The organism is Pectobacterium araliae, from assembly GCF_037076465.1.
Taxonomy (GTDB): Bacteria; Pseudomonadota; Gammaproteobacteria; order Enterobacterales; family Enterobacteriaceae; genus Pectobacterium; species Pectobacterium araliae.
The window spans coordinates 680,624-701,204 of sequence record NZ_AP028908.1 but is presented as its reverse complement, the minus strand read 5'-3'; the positions used below and the strand labels follow the sequence as shown (position 1 = coordinate 701,204).

The following is a 20,581-nucleotide window of genomic DNA, read 5'->3' as shown; positions in this document are numbered from 1 at the left end:
CTCATCCAAACTTTAAAAGTGGGGTACAAGATTCGCTTTCTGAATGTTGCTCAGCGCGAATACTTCATCTTTGCCTTCCACTGTTATGGTGATCATTTCGCCGTCAACAGCGTTGATCACACCCAACCATTTACGGCGATTCTGGACTGCCATACGCAGCACCACTGTCACCTCTTCACCGATGAAATGCAGATAGTGTTCTGCTGTGAATAAGGGACGTTCGAGCCCTGGAGACGAAACTTCCAGGTTATAAGCAACAGTGATTGGGTCTTCTACATCCAATACCGCGCTAACCTGGTGGCTGACATCAGCACAATCATCAACAGTGATCCCATCTTCACTATCAATATAGATACGCAGCGTCGATTGGCGACTACGGATGAACTCAATCCCAACTAATTCGTAGCCTAATGCGGCCACGGGCGCTGAAATCATCTCTGTTAATTTTTGCTCTAATGTGGACAAGTCCACCCCCAAGACATAAAAAAAGGGCCTAATAGCCCAGTTGTTTGTTGCCAAATAACAAAAAACCCCGAAAAATCGGGGCTTTATGCAACTGGACCCTAATACCGCGAATCAGCACGGCATAACTTTCGGTGAAGGATTTTTTCAAAAATCACTGCAAAAAGAGATAGAAATTGAGTGAAGAACGTATTTGAAAAAACACTTTACTGGAAGTAAGTGGTTGCGGGGGCCGGATTTGAACCGACGACCTTCGGGTTATGAGCCCGACGAGCTACCAAGCTGCTCCACCCCGCGTCCGAAAACGTGGCAAATACTACGCTGACAACCGCATAAATGCAAGTCATCCATAGGATTGGTTCAAAGGCGATTCTTATACGCAGAATAGGCTCATTTGTCAATAACAACCACCGACTGGAGGCATAATCGCAGCACCAGGAATGCTAAAGCGCTCTCGTTCTGTCACGTTAGTCGTAAAGCGAGTCAACTGCCGTGGAAAGACTCAGAGACCAAGGAGGAGTGGAAGAAGTGGCGTTATAAAAATCCCTCCTTATACTTAAATAAAAGAATAACCAAATGAAATTTATCTCTCTGCTTCAAATTTTTTAGCAAAAAACTCTGACTGACTCCTTCAAGACAAGATGCTACGTAATAAATCCCCTCAATATAGAAATTGACACTGCATAATGATCATTGGGGTGTGTCCCTTAACTTAACAACTGCTTCAAAAATAACCTGATTGCCCCCCAGTTTTAGCATGCTAATGTAGTTTCTTGCCGTTTTTTCTGTGCGTGTAGCAATACGGCGATTTTCTTTTAGTCTCGCAAAACAACGCTCCACGACATTGCGTTTTTTGTACAACCGAAAATTCAGTTTTCAGCGTCCATCCTTACGGGATTTTTCATTCAATCCAAAAGGAATAACTGCATTAATTCCTTTTACTTTCAAATAATAACGCCCCCTCCCTGAATACCCTTTATCCGCCAGTACGGCTTTTGTGCGTGGCTTCAGGCAAAAACTCAGCGGTAATCCTGTGCCATCTGTCGCCAGATGGATTTTGGTGCCAAAGCCGCCGCGAGAGCCACCCAGCCCATGGTCCTCGAATTCATCGGGATGTTTTTTCCGCCCCAGCAGCGGCTTTCAGAGTTCGAATGTTACTGCCATCAAGCGCGATGACATCCAGCCTGAACTCGGGGGAGAAGGTACGCTTAGTTTTCTTATTCATGAAGTCACCTGCTTTATGTTGAGGTAAAAATATCACCCATATTCAGGTGGCTAAATTTACTGTGCCACTACAACTCATTAGGTCGGTACACGAAACCACCTGAATCTTACCGACTGGTAGTTGGCCGATAAGCGATTCTGGTAGCTAAGCTACAATCAAAGAGCATTCAAATTGAAGCACGTCGAATATATAATTTATTTACACTATTCTTTCAAAAAAATATTAAACATACATCTCGCCCTTGTTCTTTTTGTTATATGTAATTAGACACTACCTCTCAAAAAACAAATTTCATTAATCATATATTAAAAAACATAATTGTGGATTACTCTACGGGTAGTAAGGTTATTAGCTTGATACTATAGAGATACTGTGTTACTAACAAGGAGAAGATATGCCCAACATTTTAAACCCTATATTGCCAGGCTTTCATCCGGATCCCTGTATTTGCAGAAAAGACGATAACTATTATATCGCCACCTCGACTTTTGAGTGGTTTCCAGGCATCAGACTTTTCCATTCTAAAGATTTGGTCAACTGGCAATGTGTAGGTCATGCTGCCACCAGAAAGTCTCAGCTTGATATGAAAGGCATCCCTAACTCGGGGGGAGTATGGGCTCCGGATATGACGTGGCATGATAATAAGTTTTGGATTGTCTACACAAATACACTATCTGTATTTTCACCGGTGAAGATTTATGATACTTACCTTATCACAGCAGACAATATCGAGGGTCCCTGGAGTGAACCAGTCAAGCTAGCGGTAGGCGGCTTTGATCCTTCCCTTTATCATGATGAAAATGGTAAAAAATACGTTTCTTATCGAATTGGAGGACAGCGTAATAATGCAGATCCATTCAATACTATTGTGATTCAAGAATTGCTTATTGATGAAATGCGCATGTCTGAAAAAATCATCCCTATTTTTTATGGCACTGAGCTAAAATACACTGAGGCACCACATATTTATCATATCGGCAATTATTATTTAATAACCGCGGAAGGAGGAACACGTTACGAGCATGCCGTCACAGTAGCAAGATCTGGTAATATTTTTGGTCCCTACGAACTTCACCCTGATGAAACGATACTTTCATCCTGGAGTGATCCCCGTGCAACCATTCAAAAAGCCGGACATGGGTCACTTGTCAAGGTCGGTGAAGATGAATGGTATATGGCCTTTCTGTCCTCACGGGCCATGCGCCTCCCAGACTCTGCACTTTTGACTGGTGGTGTCAGGGGATACTGTCCTTTAGGCAGAGAAACTTCTATAGTAAAAATATTCTGGCAAAACGAATGGCCTTATGTTGAAGGCGGGAAAGTTCCCTCAGTCGAAGTTATCGCTCCCAAATTAACACAGACTAAATGGGAACGCGATGAACTTCAATTCGATGACTTTACGTGTCAATCACTGTCACATCATTACCAGACTTTACGCATTCCCTTTTCAGATGAAATTGGCAGTCTGACTGCGCAACAAAGTTTTATCCGACTTTACGGAAAAGATTATCTTGTTTCCATGCACACCCAGTCTTTGGTTGCACGAAGGTGGCAACATGACAACTTTCAGTGTGAAACCAAGTTAGCTTTTGAGCCGACTAATTTTCAGCAAAATGCAGGACTGACTTGCTTTTATAATACAGAAAACTTTAGCGAAATTTCCGTAAGCTATGATTCAACACACGGTAAAATCATACGCCTCGTTCAGTTTGATCATAACACTCCTGTATATCATATATGGGATGATCCCATCAGAATACCTGCCGATACTCTTTATATCTACTTTAGGGCAACGATCAGCGGGCTACAATACCACTATAGTTATTCCTTTGATGGTATAGCGTGGCAATCAGTTGATGTGAAATTGGATAGCTGGAAATTGTCAGATGACTATGTGGGAGGAAGAGGATTTTTTACCGGAGCCATGATAGGCATATTCTGTAGTGATCTTAGTCGTATTGGTTGCCATGCGGATTTTGATTATCTAAGTTATAAAATAATTTAAATAACCTAGAATATTATCGTTTCACTTTACCCTGGGTCATATAATTGATATATGACCCAGGTTTTTTATTCATTTCACAGAGCGAATGAATAAAATTATTGCCCCTCCTAATAATGCTGACACAGCCGCCAGCATAAAGAGATAGTGATAGCCGAACGCGTTGATTATTGCGGCAGCGGCGACAGGGCCTAATATTTGCCCACCAGTATTGGATAAATTTAAAATACCCATATCCTTAGCGGCCGTTTCTTTATTCGGAAGAACTTCTACGTTAAGCGCTTGATCAACAGAGTTAAACACTCCAACTCCCAAGCCAAGGAATACAGAGTATACAATTAAAGAATCTGGTGTCGCGAAATATTGAGGAATAAACAAGCCGATAGCGACGATAATACAACTAATAACGACAGGTATTTTAAAACGCTTGATTTTATCTGCCACATATCCAGAAATTGCGGCAAGTGCCATACTTAAGATAAGCGTAATCATCGACATTTTTAAAATATAGGATGAAATAACAGATTTATCCGACACCAGCAAAAAGTCAGTAAATAAATAAAGCATAAACCCCTGAGGAATATATTTAGCAATGATAATCATCATCTTTCCAAAAAGGGCCAAATAGTAGTCCCGACAATTTTTTAAAGGGATGGAAAAATTACTGATTAGCATATCTTTAGAAAATTCTTTTCTTTCAATATGCACATTAGATTTTTCGCGAATAAGCAATGTAGATACAAACCCAGAAGCAAGTGTAATGCAGGCCATGACTATAATTCCTACTTCATAATTTATCAGGAATTTAGCTCCTATCATTTGACCAATATACCCACCAGCCCCCATCCCTACAGCATAAAAAGAAGAAATTCGCCCTCTGTATTTATCCGTAACAGCATCCGAAATCACCGCGATAAGTGGAGCAACAATAGCATTCAGAAAAACCTGATATATTGCCCATGATAAGATAAGTGTAGAAACGCTAGTAGAAGAATGAATACAAAAAATAGATATAAATGACCCAATTGCCCCTAAAATTATCCATGGCGTCCTTCGACCAAACCTTGAACGAGTCAAGTCAGACATAGCCCCGATGATAATATTGGAAAGTGTTGCAATCACCATTGATATAGACGCATTTAATGCAATAATTGAAGCTTTATTTTGAGGATCAAGAACAGCCACTTTCGCAGGCAGTAGTACTGAGACCATACCGATGTATGGTGCTAGCCACATTAACACACCAAAACATAGCCCCAGTCCTACTAACACAGGTAATTTTTCTATCTTTTCCATTTTCCGCTCACTTTGATGGAGTTTTCACTGACTTAATTTTTAGGTTAAGTTATAGGGTCAGTTAATTATAAATTCAGCAACAAATGCGACAATTCTATAAATTCACATCTCTGTTATGTTTTTTAGCTTATGAGAAAATGGTCACAATCGGGGTGTAAATTTCTTCAAAATATCCAATTTTTGTGGCTGTAATGCGCCATCACAAAAAACAGACAACCACAGTTAAAAATATTTTGACGTTCGTTTTTTGGGAAAGACTAGACTGTCTGTATAAAAATTATCACTCGGAAGGCACTACCAACAAAAACAATGATATGAAGCTATCGCAATGTCTTTTCTTTCAAAAATTTATTATTTTTAAAAGTTATATATATAAACTCCCCTTCTGATAGGTGGGGGAGAGCAGACGATACACCGATGATGCAACAGTACTTTTTTGACAAGTTATCTATTGATAAATATAGAATAATTTTCCCATTACCGATTTTGGGGGGGATTACCACACGACGCTATCTACATTGCTGGATAAGTACCAGAGTCATCTTGATGACAGTACAACGCATGCCATCCATCGGGGTATCTGCACGAGAAAGATTCATACCTTCCATCAGTTGAGTCTGACGACAGTGTCTCTGCCAGACCGGCGTAAAGCGCATCTGATTATTCCCGCGAGGCTAATGCAGCAATCAGGGGTATCACGCATTGGAGCTGGAAACAAAGCCATTCTGCCAGCGAAGGCTACCCGCCATCTTCGCCGGTATCCTATGCTGAGCGGGATTCTGATCAGCGAATGTGACCGACTGCATCTGGAGGTATTGAGTGACAGCCTTCAGCGTTTATTTGATCGGGAAAACGACCCCGGCATTCGGGAAATGCTGACGCTGCTGTGCTGATCCGAGTTACTTGACGGCCTGTCTTTCCGGGAATGGCCATCATTGGCAGATAAAACCGACAGACAGGTTCAGGTATGGACTAACATCCATCTGAAGACTCAGCCAACCCTTTGGGCGATGATTGAGAAATACGTTTTCTTCGCCTGCTTTGGTGACTGGAGAGATTATTACCCTGCTTTATATTGATAAATTTATGAGGATATTCTCTCCATTAATCGCTCATACCTTTCAAATAGACGGCCATCTCATGCCCCTAACTCAAATTTTCAGCATAACTGCACATTCTGCGCAACTTCTTGCTCACTTTCTGGTGTAAATCACTTTTTGCGCAATGTTTGCAAACGATTCGCGAAGTCCGCGCAACTTCTTGCTCAAATTTGGCTTAGTAAAAATTTGAGTTAAATAAATTCATAGTAAAAACAATTAGATAAAAATTGGCATGGGAATTGCTATACGGAGTGTGAAGTTATTCAATCCGTTTAACAACACAGTCCGTTCAACAACAAGGAGCATTACTATGCCAACTCCATGCTATATCAGCATCGAAGGGAAAACCCAGGGCAACATCACCGCAGGGGCGTTCACCTCTGATTCCGTCGGCAACATCTACGTGCAGGGCCACGAAGATGAAATGCTGGTACAGGAATTCAAACACGTCGTCACCGTACCAACCGACCCGCAGTCCGGTCAGCCATCCGGCCAGCGTGTGCATAAACCGTTCAAGTTCACCGTGGCGCTGAACAAAGCCGTTCCGCTGCTGTATAACGCGCTGTCTACCGGTGAAATGCTGCCCACTGTGACCCTGAAGTGGTATCGCACCTCCGTGGAAGGCAAGCAGGAGCACTTCTTCTCTACCGTGCTGACCGACGCCACCATCGTGGACATCAACTGCCAGATGCCACACTGTCAGGACCCGTCCAAACTGGACTACACCCAGTTAATCGAAGTGTCGCTGGCTTACCGCAAAATCGACTGGGAACACACCGTTGCCGGCACTTCCGGTTCTGATGACTGGCGTGCGCCGGTCGAAGCGTAATCCTGTTGTATTCAACCCGGGCTTGTCCCGGGTTTTCTGCGTGTACTGTCCTGAGGTCTGATTCTCCAGACCTGAGTGCAGACAACACGATGTTCAAAGCGAGGGAATCAACGTGGCAAACAGTACAGGATTACAGTTCACGGTAACGGTCGGCGCCCTGCCTGCCTCGACCTTTGCCGTGGTGGATTTTCAGCTCAGCGAGGCACTGAACCAGCCGTTTGCCCTGTCGCTGAATCTGGCCAGCCCGTTGCCCAGCATCGACTTTGGTGCAGTACTCGACCAGCCCTGTGAGCTGCTGGTGTGGTACGAAGGCGAACTGAAGCGCCGGGTCAGCGGCATGGTCAGCGCCTTTGCCCAGGGCGACACCGGCTTTCGTCGCACCCGCTATCAGGCAGAAGTACGTCCCGCGCTGTGGCGGCTGGGGCTGCGTACCAACGCCCGTATTTTTCAGGCGCAAAAGCCGGAGGCGATTATCGGTACATTGCTGGAAGAGTCCGGCATTACCGATTATGCCTTTGCACTGCGTCACGACCACGCCCCGCGCGAATACTGCGTGCAGTATCGGGAAAGCGATTTGGCGTTTGTCACCCGACTGGCGGCAGAGGAAGGGCTGTATTTCTTCCATGAGTTTGAAGAGAGTAAACACCGCGTCGTTTTTGCGGATGATGCAGGCGCACTCAGCAAAGGCCCGGAACTGTTCTTCAACCTTGCGACACAGGGCCTGAGCGAAGGCGACTATGTACGTCGTTTCCGCTATGCCGAGGCCGTCAGTACCGCCGAAGTCGCGCTCAAGGATTACAGCTTCAAAACCCCCACCTATGGTCTGCTGCACAGCAAGATGGGCAGCGAGCTAGAACACCAGCGCGAAAGTTATCAGCACTTCGACTACCCCGGCCGCTTCAAACAGGACCCAAGCGGCAAGGCCTTTACCGGCTACCGGCTGGATGCGTTAAGAGCAGGAGCGATGACCGGCTCTGGCGAATCGAATGCCGCGATGCTGATGCCGGGCAGCAGTTTTACCCTGACGGAGCATCCTAACCCGACGCTGAATAGTGGCTGGCAACTGGTTGCCATTACCCACAGCGGGCAGCAACCGCAGGCGCTGGAAGAGGAAAGCGGCGGCGAACCCACCACCTACAGCAACAGCTTTGAGGTTATCAGTGCCAAATCGACCTGGCGCGCCGACCTGCCGTACAAACCGATGGTCGATGGCCCGCAGATTGCCACCGTGGTCGGCCCGGCGGGGGAAGAAATCTACTGTGACGAATACGGCCGCATCAAACTGCAATTTCCGTGGGATCGCTACGGCGCCAGCGACGACCAGAGCTCCTGCTGGGTACGCGTCAGTCAGGGCTGGGCAGGTGGTCAGTACGGGCTGATAGCCATCCCGCGTATCGGCCACGAGGTGATTGTCAGCTTCCTCGAAGGTGACCCGGACCAGCCGATTGTCACCGGCAGAACCTTCCACGCCACCAATCCGTCGCCGTACCCGCTGCCCGCCAACAAGACGCGCACCTCACTGCGCACTTCAACGCACAAGGGGGCCGGGTTCAACGAACTGCGCTTTGAAGACCAGGCCGGGCAGGAAGAAGTGTTCATCCATGCTCAGAAAGACATGAACACAGTAGTGCTGAACAACCGTAAGACCACCATCACGGCTGACCATGAGGAAAGCGTGGGCGGTAATCAGGCGGTGTCGGTGGTGAAAGACCAGTCCACCGAAATCCAGGGGCAACAGGGCATCGCCATCAGCGGCGGTCGCAGCACGGTCATTGGTGACACGGAAGCACAAGATGAGGCGCACGACAGCCTACAGGTGAAAAACAACATTGCCATCCAGTCGCAGAAGGGGGGCATCCTGATAGCGACGGACAAGGGCTTTATTGGTATCGGTGCAGACGGGGTCATCAACATCAAGGGCACTCACATTGTCATCAATGGCCAGCAAATCGACCTGAACTGAACAACAAGAACAAGGACACGTGAACATGTACCAGATGAACGAAGGCACGCTGGCTATTCCTGCGCAGTGGCGTGATGAATCCCTGCACGTTTTTGTCCTGCCGGATGAAACCACTAACCTGGTGGTGAACCGCACCCCGACGGAACCCGGTCAGGCAGCGGAAACGGTTTATGAAAAAACGCTGGAACAGTTTTCTACCCATCTCACGGGTTACAACGAGGTGCTGTCCTGGGAACTGACGCTGGCAGGCGTGCCCGCTCCCGCACTGGAATACACCTGGCAGTCACCGGAAGGGAAAATGCATCAGGTAGTGGTGATGCAGGTGCGGGGTAACCTGTTGCTGACGTTCACCATTACCGCTGCCGAGGTGCTGAGTGATGCCCGTAAAGCGGAGCTGCTGGCCGTGATTGAGACGTTTAATGCGGCTGAACCTGCCACAGCGGAGGATAAGGCTGGCCGCCATGCGTGATGAAATCCTCTCCCGTATTGCACGGGTGGGCGCGATGCACGCGGGCAATCGACCGACGTTACCGCCTGATTTACCGGCACCCGGCAGCGGCTCGCCGCCGACCTCACCGGGCAAGGCTATCAAACACAGCAGCTTTCTGGGGGCGCTGCTTGGTGCGGTGGCTGGGGCGCTGGTCGCCGCCGTCGCGTTTGCCGCTGCCTCTGCTGTCGTTGCCGGCCTGGTATTGTTAACCGGGGTAACGGGCGGAGCAGGACTGGCTCTGGTTATCGGTGCAGCCAAACTGGCGCTTGGATTCGGGGCTGTATTCGCGTTGAGTGGCTTAATCTCCGATGTCAGTCGAAAGACCGCTGCCATGGTAGACAGTGTCATGCCTGCGTCGGGTATGGTCAAAGGTGGTTCAAAGACCGTGTTTGTCGAGGGCAACCCAGTGTCCCGCGCCGAAATCGATGCGGTGCTTTGCGATAAACATAACGGCCCGCAACTGATTGCCCAGGGCAGTGAAACCGTGTTCGTTGAGGGCTACCATGCCGCACGGGTGGGGGATAAAACTGTGTGCGGCGCGACCCTCAAAGAGGGGGCTTCAACAGTGTTCTTCGGCTCCGGTCAGGCTTCGCCGCTCAAGGTTCAGGATGAGTTCAGTGGCTGGCAGAAGGCGCTGATACTCGCGGTGGAGTTTCTGGTGCCCCCCAGCCGGGGCCTGTTTCGGGGACTGGGCAAACTCTTCACTAAAGGGCCGATGGCGGTGCTGAGGGGCATGCAGGCCGGGGCATCATTCGCCCTGAAAGGACTCCGTAGTGCCGTAGAGTGTGCCAAAAATGGTTTTAAGAACAGTAAAGGACTGGCGCGTGTCACCGAATCCGTTCGCGGCTTCCTGAAAGACCCCGTCTATATCGCCAGTGGCGAGGTCATTGAAAAACGCCTCGATCTGGAACTGGGCCAGACCATTCCTCTGTTGTTTGAACGCACCTACCGCTCTGGTAGCCCCCACACTGGCTTGCTGGGACACGGCTGGCACGATAGTTGGAGTGAAGTCGCGACCCTCAGCGACGATAACGGTGACCCCCATGTCACCATTACGCTGGCGCAGGGCTACGATATCGACTTTACTTTCGGGCTCGGTGCCACCGTGGTGTACTGCGCCGAATACCCCGAATTTAAACTGGTCAAGCAGCATAACGGTTTTCACCTGTGGCACCGCGACAGCCAGACCTGGCGTGCCTTTACCGTCAAGCAGGGCGACCAGTTGCTGTTGTCGGCCATTACCGACAACCACCAGAATCGTATCGACTTTCTCCGCGACCCCAAAGGCTACCTGCGTAAAATACGGCACAGCGACAGCATCGAGCTGTTGCTGGTGTGGCAGGGTGAGTTTCTGCGTCAGATACAGCGCATTGATGGCGGCCAGAAAACCATGCTGGCCGAATACCGGCAGGACGAACAGGGGCGACTGGTCGAGGCGGATGCCGCCCATGCCTATCACCTGTTTTACGAGTATGACAACCATAGCCGTCTGACTCGCTGGCACGACAACGATAAAACCTGGGCGCATTATGAGTATGACCTTCAGGGGCGGTGCATTTACACCACCTGTGCTGACGGCTACCTGACCGCCGGTTTTGAGTACCTGACCGACCGCGTGGTGATGACTGACGGACAGGGCCAACGCAGTGAATATGGCTTCAATGACCTCTACCTGATGGCCTGGGAGAAATCCCCACTCGGCCATGTCACCCATTATGAATACGATGACGTCGGCAACCTGCTGCGGGAAATCTCTCCGGCAGGGCGGGTGGTGGAATTTGCCTATCTGGATGATACCGGGCTGGTCAGTACCTTTACCGACGGCAGCGGCCACCAGTGGCACTACCAGTATGACGACCATGAGCGGCTTGTCGGGATTACCGACCCGCTCGCGCGCCACTGGGCGTGGCAGTACGACAGCACCGGTAATCCGCAGAGCCTGACCGGGCCGGACAACAGCGAAGTGTGTTTTGCCTGGAACCGTTACGGCCTGCTGACTGAAGTCAGCGACCAGAACGGTCAGGTACAGGCCAGCCTGTTTTATGACCACCGGCAGCGCCTGATGAGTGCCACGGATGCAGAATCCCGCACTCAGCAACTGCGCTACGACCCGCAGGACCGACTCACAAGCTGGACGCGCCCGGACGGTTCAACCTACCGCCTCGGTTATCGCCGTGCAAGCTGGAAGCTACCGGAGCAACTGCTGCGCCCGGATGACAAGCAAGAGCAACGCCAGTACGACAAACATAACAACCTGCTGAACTACACCGACGGTAACGGCGCAGTATGGGCACAAACCTATGGCGCGTTCGACCTGCTGACCTCACGCACCGATGCGGCAGGCCGCACCTGGCAGTATGAGTACGACAAAGAAAGCCAGCAGCTTGTCTGCGTTACGGCACCGGACGGCAACCGCTGGCAGTGGTGGCTGGATGCAGACGGACGTGTCATACGTGAACGTGACATGGCGGGGACGGAAACCCACTATGGTTACGATGAAGACGGTCACTGCATCAGCCTGCGCAACGGCGAAGGAGAAACCCGCCACTTTCTGTACGACGGGCGTGGACTGCTGATTAAGGAAACCGCGCCGGACGACACCCTGCACTACCGCTATGACGCGGCAGGTCGGCTGACTGAAGTCACGTCCGCCACCAGTCATATCCAGTTGGCGTATGACGAGCGCGACCGTGTGGTAGAGGAGTACAACAGCGGTTCGGTCATCCGACGCCACTATCAGGACGCATCGCACACCGTTACCCGCAGCCTGCACTGGGACGGTGAAGAGGACAGTGCGGCACTGACCAGCACCTTCCGCTATAGCGCGACGGGTGAACTGCGCCAGGTACAGTTGCCGGATGGCGCGGAGTTAACGCTGGCTCATGATGCCGCCGGACGTGAATCTACCCGCCACAGCAATGGCGGTTTTACACAGCAGCGTGAATACGACGCCATGGGCTGGCTGACGCGGGAAATGAGTGGCCAGTCGGTGGACGGTCGCCTGCACCCCACCCAGATGCGGGAATACCTCTACGACGGTGCAGGCAACCTGACCGGCACCCGACGCAACCGCGAGGCGGCAGGCTATCAGCTCGATGCCAGCGGACGGGTGCTGTCAGTACTGAGCGGTGGCGCGGGGCGCAGCATCAATACTGAAGAACAATACCGCTACACCCGCAGTGGCCTGCCACAGGACGCCACCCGCCTGACCGACTGGCAGGCCGGACGCCTGACCCAGCAGGATAACACTCACTACCAGTACGACAAGGCCGGACGGCTGATACGTAAACAGGTGGTGCAGCCGGGCTACCGGCCGCAGGTGTGGCACTACCGCTGGGACAGCCGTAATCAGCTTAGAGTCGTGGACACGCCGACAGGAGAACGCTGGTACTACCGCTACGACCCGTTCGGACGACGTATCGGCAAACGCTGTGAGCAAACGCAGGACGAACTCCGCTACCTGTGGGACGGCGACCAGATTGCCGAAGTGCGGCACTATCGTGACAACCAGCTTATCAGCCGCCGCCACTGGGTACATAACGGCTGGGAGCTGCTGGTACAACAGCGGCAAAATACAGACGGCAGTTGGGAAACGGACTTTGTCACCAGCGGCCATAACGGCGAACCGCAGGCCATTTTTAATCCGCAAGGCGAACTGCGCTGGCAGGCTCCGCGTACCAACTTATGGGGCCAGCGCTATACCGATAATATTGAAAAACTCGATCCGGGACTGGCGTTTGCCGGGCAATACCGTGACGCTGAAAGCGGCTTGTGCTATAACAGATTTCGGTACTATGACCCGACGGGTGGATGCTATGTCTCGCCTGACCCGATAGGGATAGGGGGTGGGGAAAGCAATTACGGGTATGTTCAGAATCCAGTCTGTTGGATCGACCCATTCGGGTTGGCTGGTTGTTCTGTAAAAATGCAACCATACCGTGATGATGTCCTTGTTAAAGGACCCCATGCTGATATTTTTGTTAATGGAAGAAAGGTATCTGAAGCAAGATTAGGTAATGACGGTCAGTGGTTTAGATGGGGTGAAATGACAAATGACCGTAAGGTTTTAAAAGAAGTAGATAAAGTCATTAAAGATATGGCAAATAACTCTAAAGTTATGAGTGAAGCTGTATCTCAAACGAAAAGAGCGATCCAAGAATTTGAACAGGTAATTAATCATGGGAAGCCTAGTTCAGGTATTTATCAACAGGCGGAAAGGGGTTTGATTAGGTTCAAAGAAATCTTGGGGGAAATAATATGAACATGACTTTTCAATCCTTTCTGATTAATGGAAGAACGTCTTTTGTTTTTGGTGAGTTTTATGAAACTGTATTGGGTGGTTTAAAAAATAGTAAATCATTTGAGTTAGATAGACGATCGGGTTCTTTTGCTATTTACTATATGGGCATCGAGTTTTTGTTTGATAATTATAAGTTGTGCTTGGTTCAGTATGAAATATCTCGCGTGTTACAATTATATGTTAATAAAAACAAAATAACTGGAAGTACATCTATCGATGACTTTAAAGGTTATTTAGATGAAATTGATATTCGTTATTTAGAAGAAGAAAAGGACGGGCAAATTATTTTGATAACGAACCAAGGTGTGAAAATTTATTTTGAAGAAAATTTATTTTCAACCGCAATGAAATCATGGTGATATAAAATAAAAACCGGAAGCGATCCCACGATCCTTCCGGCTTTATTTTACCTGCTAAATAGTAGTGTCAGATGTTAATATTAATGAAATAAGTGATGGCTTATCTGGTGATATTATTCACGGAAGATGGATGGATAAGCAGATTTAGCCAGAAATAAAATAAAGCCGGAAGCGATCCCAATGATCCTTCCGGCTTTATTTTATCCGCCGCTCCGTGGCGGTTATTTACCGCCCGTTCTCCATCCCTGCCAGATTAAGCCCACCCGGAAATCCCCTCAGCCACTGTGCCACCGCCTGTTCATCGAACGCGGTGATACTGACCGGCATCCTTCGACCATAATCCCGATTCAATCAGTGAACTACAGGCCATGGTACGAAAGCCGTGGCCGCAGATTTCCATTTTGGTGTCATAGCCCATATTTTGTAGTGTCTTGTTTACCGTTCCCTCACTCATCGGTTTTCTGGGCGAATGATCGCCAATAAAAACCAGTTCACAGTGACCACTGATTTCCCGTATTTTTCTGAGAATCTCTAACGCTTGACGGCTCAACGGCACCAGATGCGGCGTGTGCATTTTTGAACCTCGCTCAGAGAACTTCACACCGGGGATAGGTTTACGTTCAGGGGGAATCGTCCACATGGCATTATCAAAATCAATTTCAGGCCAGCGGGCAAAACGCAGTTCACTGGAGCGGATAAATATCAGCAAGGAGAGGTTAATAACCAATTTGGTAAACTCGCGCCATCAATCTTCTCCAGAAGCTCAGAGAGACGGTTAAGCGGCAAGGCAGGTCGATGCATGACTTTGCCAGAGATAACTGCACCAGCCATGTCTTGCGCCGGATTATAATCAATCAGCCATTTTGTACGGCATAGGTCATGATCGCAGTGACACGTTGCTTCAATCGCGTGGCGACCTCTAGCCGACCTGAACGCTCTACCGCTTTGATGGGTGGTAACAGATCTTTTGTCCGCAGATCCGCAATGGGCCTTTTGCCGATATAGGGAAAGATATGTTCAACTAATCCCTTCAGGATGCGTTCGCATGCAGTTCCGACCATTTCTTGTTATCGCCGTGCCAAGCTCTGGCTACCGCTTCAAACGTTTTGGCTTCATCCTGTACTGTAGTTCAGCCTGTGCTGCTTTCTTGTGTTCGCGTGGGTTGATGCCTGCCGCGACCAACTTTCTCGCGTCATCACGTTTCTGACGCGCATCTGAAAGGGAAACTTCAGGATAGACGCCCAGCGCCATCAAATGTTGCCTACCGGGAAAACGAAATCGCAAGCTGCTAGTATTTGGAACCATTGGGATGAACCAACAGAAACATGCCATCACCGTCCGTCAGTGAATACTCTTTTTCTTCTGGTTTTGCAGAACGCTTTGGTATCTGTCAGGGCCATTATCAATGTCCTCGCATGTGCTTGCGGTGAGGATTGAGTATATAAGACATCATAGTGCCAAAATATATACTCACCAGTATGTTGATGTGGGCTGAATCAGGTTGACGTCGGAGAGTTAGAACAGAAAGGAAAACCAGCAAATCCATGGGATTCAGATAAAAAAATAGACGTCAGTTGACGTCTATTGATTTTATGTTGGTACCGAGGACGGGACTTGAACCCGTAAGCCCAATCGGGCACTACCACCTCAAGGTAGCGTGTCTACCAATTCCACCACCACGGCATCACAATTACTGCTTCAAAACGCTTACTTCGGAATGTCACTCGCTGGCGTTGAAGGTGCAACAGGCGTTGTCGTCTGCTCCACTTTTTCTGGCTGGCTTAGGTTATCCCATGCACCGCCTCTTTTCTGCAGCGAACTCAAGTTGCCCAGAATGAGACTGATAATGAAGAACAGGGTCGCCAATATCGCAGTCATGCGGGTCATGAAATTACCCGCACCGCTCGAACCGAACAAAGTGGCAGAAGCACCTGCTCCGAACGAGGCCCCCATATCAGCACCTTTACCCTGCTGAAGCATGATCAAGACAACAAGCCCGATCGATACTAACAGGAAAATCACTAATAGAGCTTCGTACATAGTCGTACCCGTTAACCGTTTTCCCCATAATTCATGGAGATGCTATATTCTGGCGGCAAACCGCGTGTCATTCCGCTAAACAGGATGTAGAACATCCCTTATGAAGCGGGTCTGAATACTAACCAAAGGATGTAACCTACGCAAGGGTAATTTAGCGACCACCGCTTGATTGCAGAAAAAAACAGCGGCTTTCGACATACTGCACATATCGAAAGCCTTATCTACCTGATTGGTGAATCAAAAAAACCTCAACTGACAGCTTTCACTGCATCAGCAATACGATTAGCCAGCACAATCACCGTCTCTTCGTGTTCACCCTCAACCATGACGCGAATCAGTGGCTCAGTACCAGACTTACGCAGCAATACTCGTCCGCGTCCGGCCAATTCTTTTTCTACATCCTGCGTAATCTGCTGCACATTGCTGTCTTCCAGCGGATCATTTTCGCCAGTAAACCGTACATTAACCAAGATCTGTGGAAACAGCTTCATGCCACTGCATAGATCATGCAGGCTCATATGATTTTTCACTATCGCAGTAAGTACTTGCAAACCAGCGATCACACCGTCTCCCGTTGTGGTTTTATCCAACAGGATGACATGACCAGAATTTTCCGCACCAATGCGCCACCCTTTTGCCTGCATCATTTCTAACACATAGCGATCGCCCACCTTGGCGCGAGCAAACGGGATACCCAGTTGCTTTAACGCAACCTCAAGCCCCATATTGCTCATCAGGGTTCCTACCGCACCACCACGGAGTTGCCCTTGGCGCAAGCCCTCACGGGCGATGATATACAGAATCTGATCACCATCGACCTTGTTGCCCAAATGGTCGACCATGATGAGCCGATCGCCATCGCCGTCAAATGCCAACCCAACATCCGCTTTTTCAGCCAGCACGCGCGCCTGTAACTGCCTAACGTCCGTCGCGCCACACTCTTCATTGATATTCATACCGTCCGGCTCACAGCCAATCGCGATGACTTTAGCCCCAAGCTCACGCAATACGCTTGGGGCGATATGATAAGTAGCACCATTGGCGCAATCGACGACAATCTTCAAGCCATTGAGGCTCAGTTCACTCGGGAATGTCCCCTTACAAAACTCGATATAACGCCCAGCAGCGTCAACAATCCGGCTGGCTTTGCCTAACTCCGCGGACTCAACACACGTCAGTGGCTTTTCCAGCTCAGCTTCTATCGCCTCTTCTACTTCATCCGGCAGTTTGGTGCCATCAATGGAGAAAAATTTAATACCGTTATCGTAATAGGGGTTATGAGAAGCAGAAATAACGATACCGGCTTCAGCACGGAATGTCCGAGTAAGATAAGCAACTGCTGGCGTAGGCATCGGGCCAGTAAAAGAGGCCGATAACCCTGCGGCGGCAAGCCCAGCCTCTAGTGCCGATTCCAGCATATAGCCAGAGATACGGGTATCTTTACCGATAATAATTTTACGCGAACCATGCCGCGCGAGTACTTTCCCAGCAGCCCAGCCCAATTTAAGTACGAAGTCAGGTGTAATCGGCGTATCGCCGACCTTGCCACGTATACCATCGGTACCAAAATATTTGCGGTTACTCATCTTGTTTTTATTCCTTCGCAGAAAGGGTGGCTTCAACAATGCGCATAGCATCAGCCGTTTCTTTAACATCGTGGACGCGAATAATCTGCGCGCCTTGCATCGCCGCAATGACTGCGCAGGCGACGCTTCCATGAACACGCTGCGTTGGCGGCACATTAAGGAGTTGTCCAATCATGGATTTCCTCGACATGCCAACTAGCAGAGGCAGCTCAAAGCGATGCAACTCGCTCAGACGAGCCAGAAGCGTGTAATTATGAGCAAGATTCTTACCGAATCCAAACCCAGGATCCAGTAATAGCTTATTTTTCGGAATGTTGGCACTCACACAACGTTCTATCTGCTGTTGAAAGAAATTTCCGATATCCTGCAGCAGATCAGCATAATGCGGTTTGTGCTGCATGGTTCTCGGCATACCCTGCATATGCATCAGGCACACAGGCAACCCCGTTGACGCTGCCGCCTCCAGAGCACCAGGCTCTTGCAAAGCGCGAATATCATTAATCAGGTGTGCACCTGCCTGCGCTGACGCCGTCATCACTTCCGGCTTTGAGGTATCGACCGAAATCCAGACGTCAAAACGTTTAGCAATGGCTTCAACCACAGGCACCACACGACCCAACTCTTCTTCCGTGCTCACCTCAGCCGCACCAGGACGCGTTGATTCACCGCCAATATCGATCAAGGTCGCGCCAGCAGTAACCATCTCCTGAACGTGCAGTAATGCCGCATCGAGCTTATTGTGTTTACCGCCATCTGAAAAAGAGTCTGGAGTGACGTTAAGAATACCCATGATGTGTGGGCAGGAAAGGTCCAACGTTGAATCTCTGGCAACCAGTTGCATGATTTACCTCCGCATTCTGGTGTAGTTAGCGTGAAATGTGTTTCAAGAGCATTCCCAGTAAAAAACCCCAGCCTGGGCTGGGGTTTCATCATGTTACAGATGTCTATCACGGGCGAATTATTTGTCGTCCGCTTACTCAGACATTGTGTTACCGGGGTTGCTGCCTGGATTAGGCGTTTGCGGCTCATCTACTGGCGTAGGGGCTTTAGGTGTACCGCCATTGCCTGAATCGTTATCGGAGCGAGATGCCTCCCAACCTGCTGGCGGGCGTACGTCTTTCTTACGTCCCATTAGGTCGTCGATCTGCGGTGCATCAATGGTTTCATACTTCATCAACGCATCTTTCATTGAATGAAGAATATCCATATTTGCCATCAACAGTTCACGAGCACGCACATAGTTACGCTCAACCAGAGATTTTACTTCCTGATCGATGATACGCGCCGTCTCATCTGACATATGCTTGGCTTTTGCCACGGAACGACCGAGGAAAACTTCACCCTCTTCTTCTGCATAGAGCAATGGACCGAGTTTTTCAGAGAACCCCCACTGCGTCACCATGTTACGAGCAATCGACGTCGCAACTTTGATGTCATTGGACGCACCAGTCGAAACATGCTCCACACCGTAAATAATTTCTTCGGCCAATCGACCACCGTACAGCGTAGAAATCTGGCTTTCCAGCTTCTGACGGCTGGCGCTGATCGCATCACCTTCTGGCAGGAAGAACGTCACACCCAGTGCACGGCCACGTGGAATGATCGTCACCTTGTGTACCGGATCGTGCTCTGGCACCAGCCGGCCGATGATGGCGTGCCCGGCTTCATGATACGCCGTTGATTCTTTCTGCTTTTCAGTCATAACCATTGAACGGCGCTCTGCACCCATCATGATTTTGTCTTTCGCTTTCTCGAACTCGACCATCGAAACTACACGCTTATTACCGCGAGCAGAGAACAATGCAGCTTCGTTAACCAGGTTAGCCAAATCCGCACCGGAGAAACCAGGTGTACCACGCGCAATCACCGATGGCTCGACATCAGGAGACAGTGGCACACGGCGCATATGCACTTTCAGAATTTGTTCACGACCGCGAACATCTGGCAAGCCAACCACAACCTGACGGTCAAAACGGCCTGGACGCAGTAAAGCAGGGTCCAGAACATCAGGACGGTTTGTCGCTGCGATGACAATAATGCCTTCGTTGCCTTCAAAACCATCCATCTCAACCAGCATTTGGTTCAGCGTTTGTTCACGCTCATCGTGGCCACCACCTAAACCTGCACCGCGCTGACGGCCAACAGCATCAATTTCATCGATAAAGATGATACAAGGTGCGGCTTTTTTCGCCTGCTCGAACATGTCACGAACACGGGAAGCACCGACACCCACAAACATTTCAACGAAGTCAGAACCGGAAATCGTAAAGAAAGGCACTTTCGCTTCACCAGCAATCGCTTTCGCGAGCAACGTTTTACCTGTTCCCGGTGGGCCGACCATCAGAATGCCCTTCGGAATTTTACCGCCCAGTTTCTGGAAACGGCTAGGTTCACGCAGGTAGTCGACCAGTTCGCTAACTTCTTCCTTCGCTTCGTCACAACCGGCTACATCAGCAAACGTCGTCTTGATCTGATCTTCAGTCAACATACGTGCTTTGCTCTTGCCGAAGGACATGGCACCTTTACCGCCGCCGCCTTGCATTTGACGCATGAAGAAGATCCAAACGCCAATCAATAACAGCATCGGGAACCAGGAAATAAAAATAGAAGCCAACAGGCTCTGTTCTTCCGGTGGCTCGCCAACGACTTTCACATTCTTCGTTAGCAGGTTATCCAGTAGCTTGGGGTCATTGACAGGAATGTAGGTCGTGTATCTGTTGCTGTCTTTTTTGATAACACTGATCTCACGCCCATTAATACGTGCTTCACGGACCTGATCCTGATTCACTTCAGTCAAGAAGGTTGAATAATCCACCCTACGGCCATTCGACTCGCTGGGCCCAAAGCTCTGGAAAACAGACATCAGCACAACTGCGATGACTAACCAGAGAATTAGGTTTTTCGCCATGTCACTCAAGGGATTAACCTC

Annotated in this window: 13 protein-coding genes, 2 tRNA genes and 2 pseudogenes; 7 read left to right on the top strand and 10 right to left on the bottom strand. The window is 49.4% G+C overall.

The genetic code is table 11. The features are described from left to right. Positions 1 to 12 precede the first annotated feature (12 nt). From rimP to AACH44_RS03150, 3 genes and pseudogenes are all read right to left on the bottom strand, one after another. Positions 13 to 465, bottom strand: coding sequence for a ribosome maturation factor RimP (gene rimP / locus AACH44_RS03160; RefSeq protein WP_025919808.1), 453 nt, complete (start codon positions 463 to 465; stop codon positions 13 to 15). Between the two features lie 217 nt (positions 466 to 682). Continuing rightward, positions 683 to 759 (bottom strand) — tRNA-Met (locus AACH44_RS03155). A 410-nt stretch (positions 760 to 1,169) separates the two neighbouring features. Next, positions 1,170 to 1,633: pseudogene (locus AACH44_RS03150) on the bottom strand (transposase); the annotation flags it as partial. Between the two features lie 448 nt (positions 1,634 to 2,081). Here AACH44_RS03150 and AACH44_RS03145 point away from each other — a divergent pair. Further along, positions 2,082 to 3,692, top strand: a complete 1,611-nt coding sequence (locus AACH44_RS03145; protein WP_338659503.1) for a glycoside hydrolase family 43 protein — start codon at positions 2,082 to 2,084, stop codon at positions 3,690 to 3,692. Positions 3,693 to 3,761: 69 nt separating this feature from the next. On the opposite strand, the gene AACH44_RS03140 is transcribed toward AACH44_RS03145, so the two are convergent. Continuing rightward, positions 3,762 to 4,985 carry an MFS transporter gene (locus tag AACH44_RS03140; RefSeq protein WP_261847120.1) on the bottom strand — a complete coding sequence of 408 codons (1,224 nt, stop codon included), beginning with the start codon at positions 4,983 to 4,985 and terminating at the stop codon, positions 3,762 to 3,764. A 518-nt stretch (positions 4,986 to 5,503) separates the two neighbouring features. Between AACH44_RS03140 and AACH44_RS03135 the strand changes: the two genes are divergently transcribed. The 6 genes from AACH44_RS03135 (at position 5,504) to AACH44_RS03110 (ending at position 14,026) form a co-directional block, all read left to right on the top strand. Continuing rightward, on the top strand, positions 5,504 to 5,878 hold the full coding sequence (locus AACH44_RS03135; RefSeq protein WP_261847119.1) for a hypothetical protein: 375 nt from the start codon (positions 5,504 to 5,506) through the stop codon (positions 5,876 to 5,878). Between the two features lie 517 nt (positions 5,879 to 6,395). Beyond that, entirely contained in the window at positions 6,396 to 6,914 is a 519-nt protein-coding gene (locus tag AACH44_RS03130; protein ID WP_338659294.1) for an Hcp family type VI secretion system effector, read from the top strand. Positions 6,915 to 7,026: 112 nt separating this feature from the next. Then, a complete protein-coding gene (locus AACH44_RS03125) occupies positions 7,027 to 8,877 on the top strand; it encodes a type VI secretion system tip protein VgrG (protein ID WP_338659486.1) in 1,851 nt (616 codons plus the stop codon). Positions 8,878 to 8,902: 25 nt separating this feature from the next. Then, positions 8,903 to 9,346 carry a DUF1795 domain-containing protein gene (locus tag AACH44_RS03120; protein WP_261850220.1) on the top strand — a complete coding sequence of 148 codons (444 nt, stop codon included), beginning with the start codon at positions 8,903 to 8,905 and terminating at the stop codon, positions 9,344 to 9,346. Then, positions 9,339 to 13,628, top strand: coding sequence for an RHS repeat-associated core domain-containing protein (locus AACH44_RS03115; RefSeq protein WP_338659502.1), 4,290 nt, complete (start codon positions 9,339 to 9,341; stop codon positions 13,626 to 13,628). The genes AACH44_RS03120 and AACH44_RS03115 overlap by 8 nt, the downstream gene beginning before the upstream one ends. After that, a complete protein-coding gene (locus tag AACH44_RS03110; protein ID WP_261850133.1) occupies positions 13,625 to 14,026 on the top strand; it encodes a hypothetical protein in 402 nt (133 codons plus the stop codon). The genes AACH44_RS03115 and AACH44_RS03110 overlap by 4 nt, the downstream gene beginning before the upstream one ends. A gap of 322 nt (positions 14,027 to 14,348) precedes the next feature. Here AACH44_RS03110 and AACH44_RS03105 read toward each other — a convergent pair. The 6 genes and pseudogenes from AACH44_RS03105 to ftsH form a co-directional block, all read right to left on the bottom strand. Then, positions 14,349 to 15,426: pseudogene (locus AACH44_RS03105) on the bottom strand (tyrosine-type recombinase/integrase); the annotation flags it as partial. Between the two features lie 196 nt (positions 15,427 to 15,622). Further along, positions 15,623 to 15,709 (bottom strand) — tRNA-Leu (locus AACH44_RS03100). A gap of 24 nt (positions 15,710 to 15,733) precedes the next feature. Next, entirely contained in the window at positions 15,734 to 16,066 is a 333-nt protein-coding gene (gene secG / locus AACH44_RS03095) for a preprotein translocase subunit SecG (protein WP_261850132.1), read from the bottom strand. A gap of 248 nt (positions 16,067 to 16,314) precedes the next feature. Continuing rightward, positions 16,315 to 17,652, bottom strand: coding sequence for a phosphoglucosamine mutase (gene glmM, locus AACH44_RS03090; RefSeq protein ID WP_261850131.1), 1,338 nt, complete (start codon positions 17,650 to 17,652; stop codon positions 16,315 to 16,317). 7 nt (positions 17,653 to 17,659) lie between these two features. After that, the gene (gene folP, locus AACH44_RS03085; protein WP_261850130.1) at positions 17,660 to 18,493 is read right to left on the bottom strand and encodes a dihydropteroate synthase; all 834 of its coding nucleotides are present in this window, start codon (positions 18,491 to 18,493) and stop codon (positions 17,660 to 17,662) included. 132 nt (positions 18,494 to 18,625) lie between these two features. Next, complete coding sequence (gene ftsH / locus AACH44_RS03080; RefSeq protein ID WP_261850129.1) at positions 18,626 to 20,560, bottom strand: ATP-dependent zinc metalloprotease FtsH; 1,935 nt, start codon at positions 20,558 to 20,560, stop codon at positions 18,626 to 18,628. Positions 20,561 to 20,581 lie beyond the last annotated feature (21 nt).

What these genes read in the sequence shown, in the direction of transcription:
- AACH44_RS03115 (WP_338659502.1), top strand. Translation starts at nt 9,339, where the DNA reads ATGCGTGATGAAATCCTCTCCCGTATTGCACGGGTGGGCGCGATGCAC.
- AACH44_RS03145 (WP_338659503.1), top strand. Translation starts at nt 2,082, where the DNA reads ATGCCCAACATTTTAAACCCTATATTGCCAGGCTTTCATCCGGATCCC.
- secG (WP_261850132.1), bottom strand. Translation starts at nt 16,066, where the DNA reads ATGTACGAAGCTCTATTAGTGATTTTCCTGTTAGTATCGATCGGGCTT.
- AACH44_RS03130 (WP_338659294.1), top strand. Translation starts at nt 6,396, where the DNA reads ATGCCAACTCCATGCTATATCAGCATCGAAGGGAAAACCCAGGGCAAC.
- AACH44_RS03140 (WP_261847120.1), bottom strand. Translation starts at nt 4,985, where the DNA reads ATGGAAAAGATAGAAAAATTACCTGTGTTAGTAGGACTGGGGCTATGT.
- AACH44_RS03110 (WP_261850133.1), top strand. Translation starts at nt 13,625, where the DNA reads ATGAACATGACTTTTCAATCCTTTCTGATTAATGGAAGAACGTCTTTT.
- glmM (WP_261850131.1), bottom strand. Translation starts at nt 17,652, where the DNA reads ATGAGTAACCGCAAATATTTTGGTACCGATGGTATACGTGGCAAGGTC.
- ftsH (WP_261850129.1), bottom strand. Translation starts at nt 20,560, where the DNA reads ATGGCGAAAAACCTAATTCTCTGGTTAGTCATCGCAGTTGTGCTGATG.
- folP (WP_261850130.1), bottom strand. Translation starts at nt 18,493, where the DNA reads ATGCAACTGGTTGCCAGAGATTCAACGTTGGACCTTTCCTGCCCACAC.
- AACH44_RS03120 (WP_261850220.1), top strand. Translation starts at nt 8,903, where the DNA reads ATGTACCAGATGAACGAAGGCACGCTGGCTATTCCTGCGCAGTGGCGT.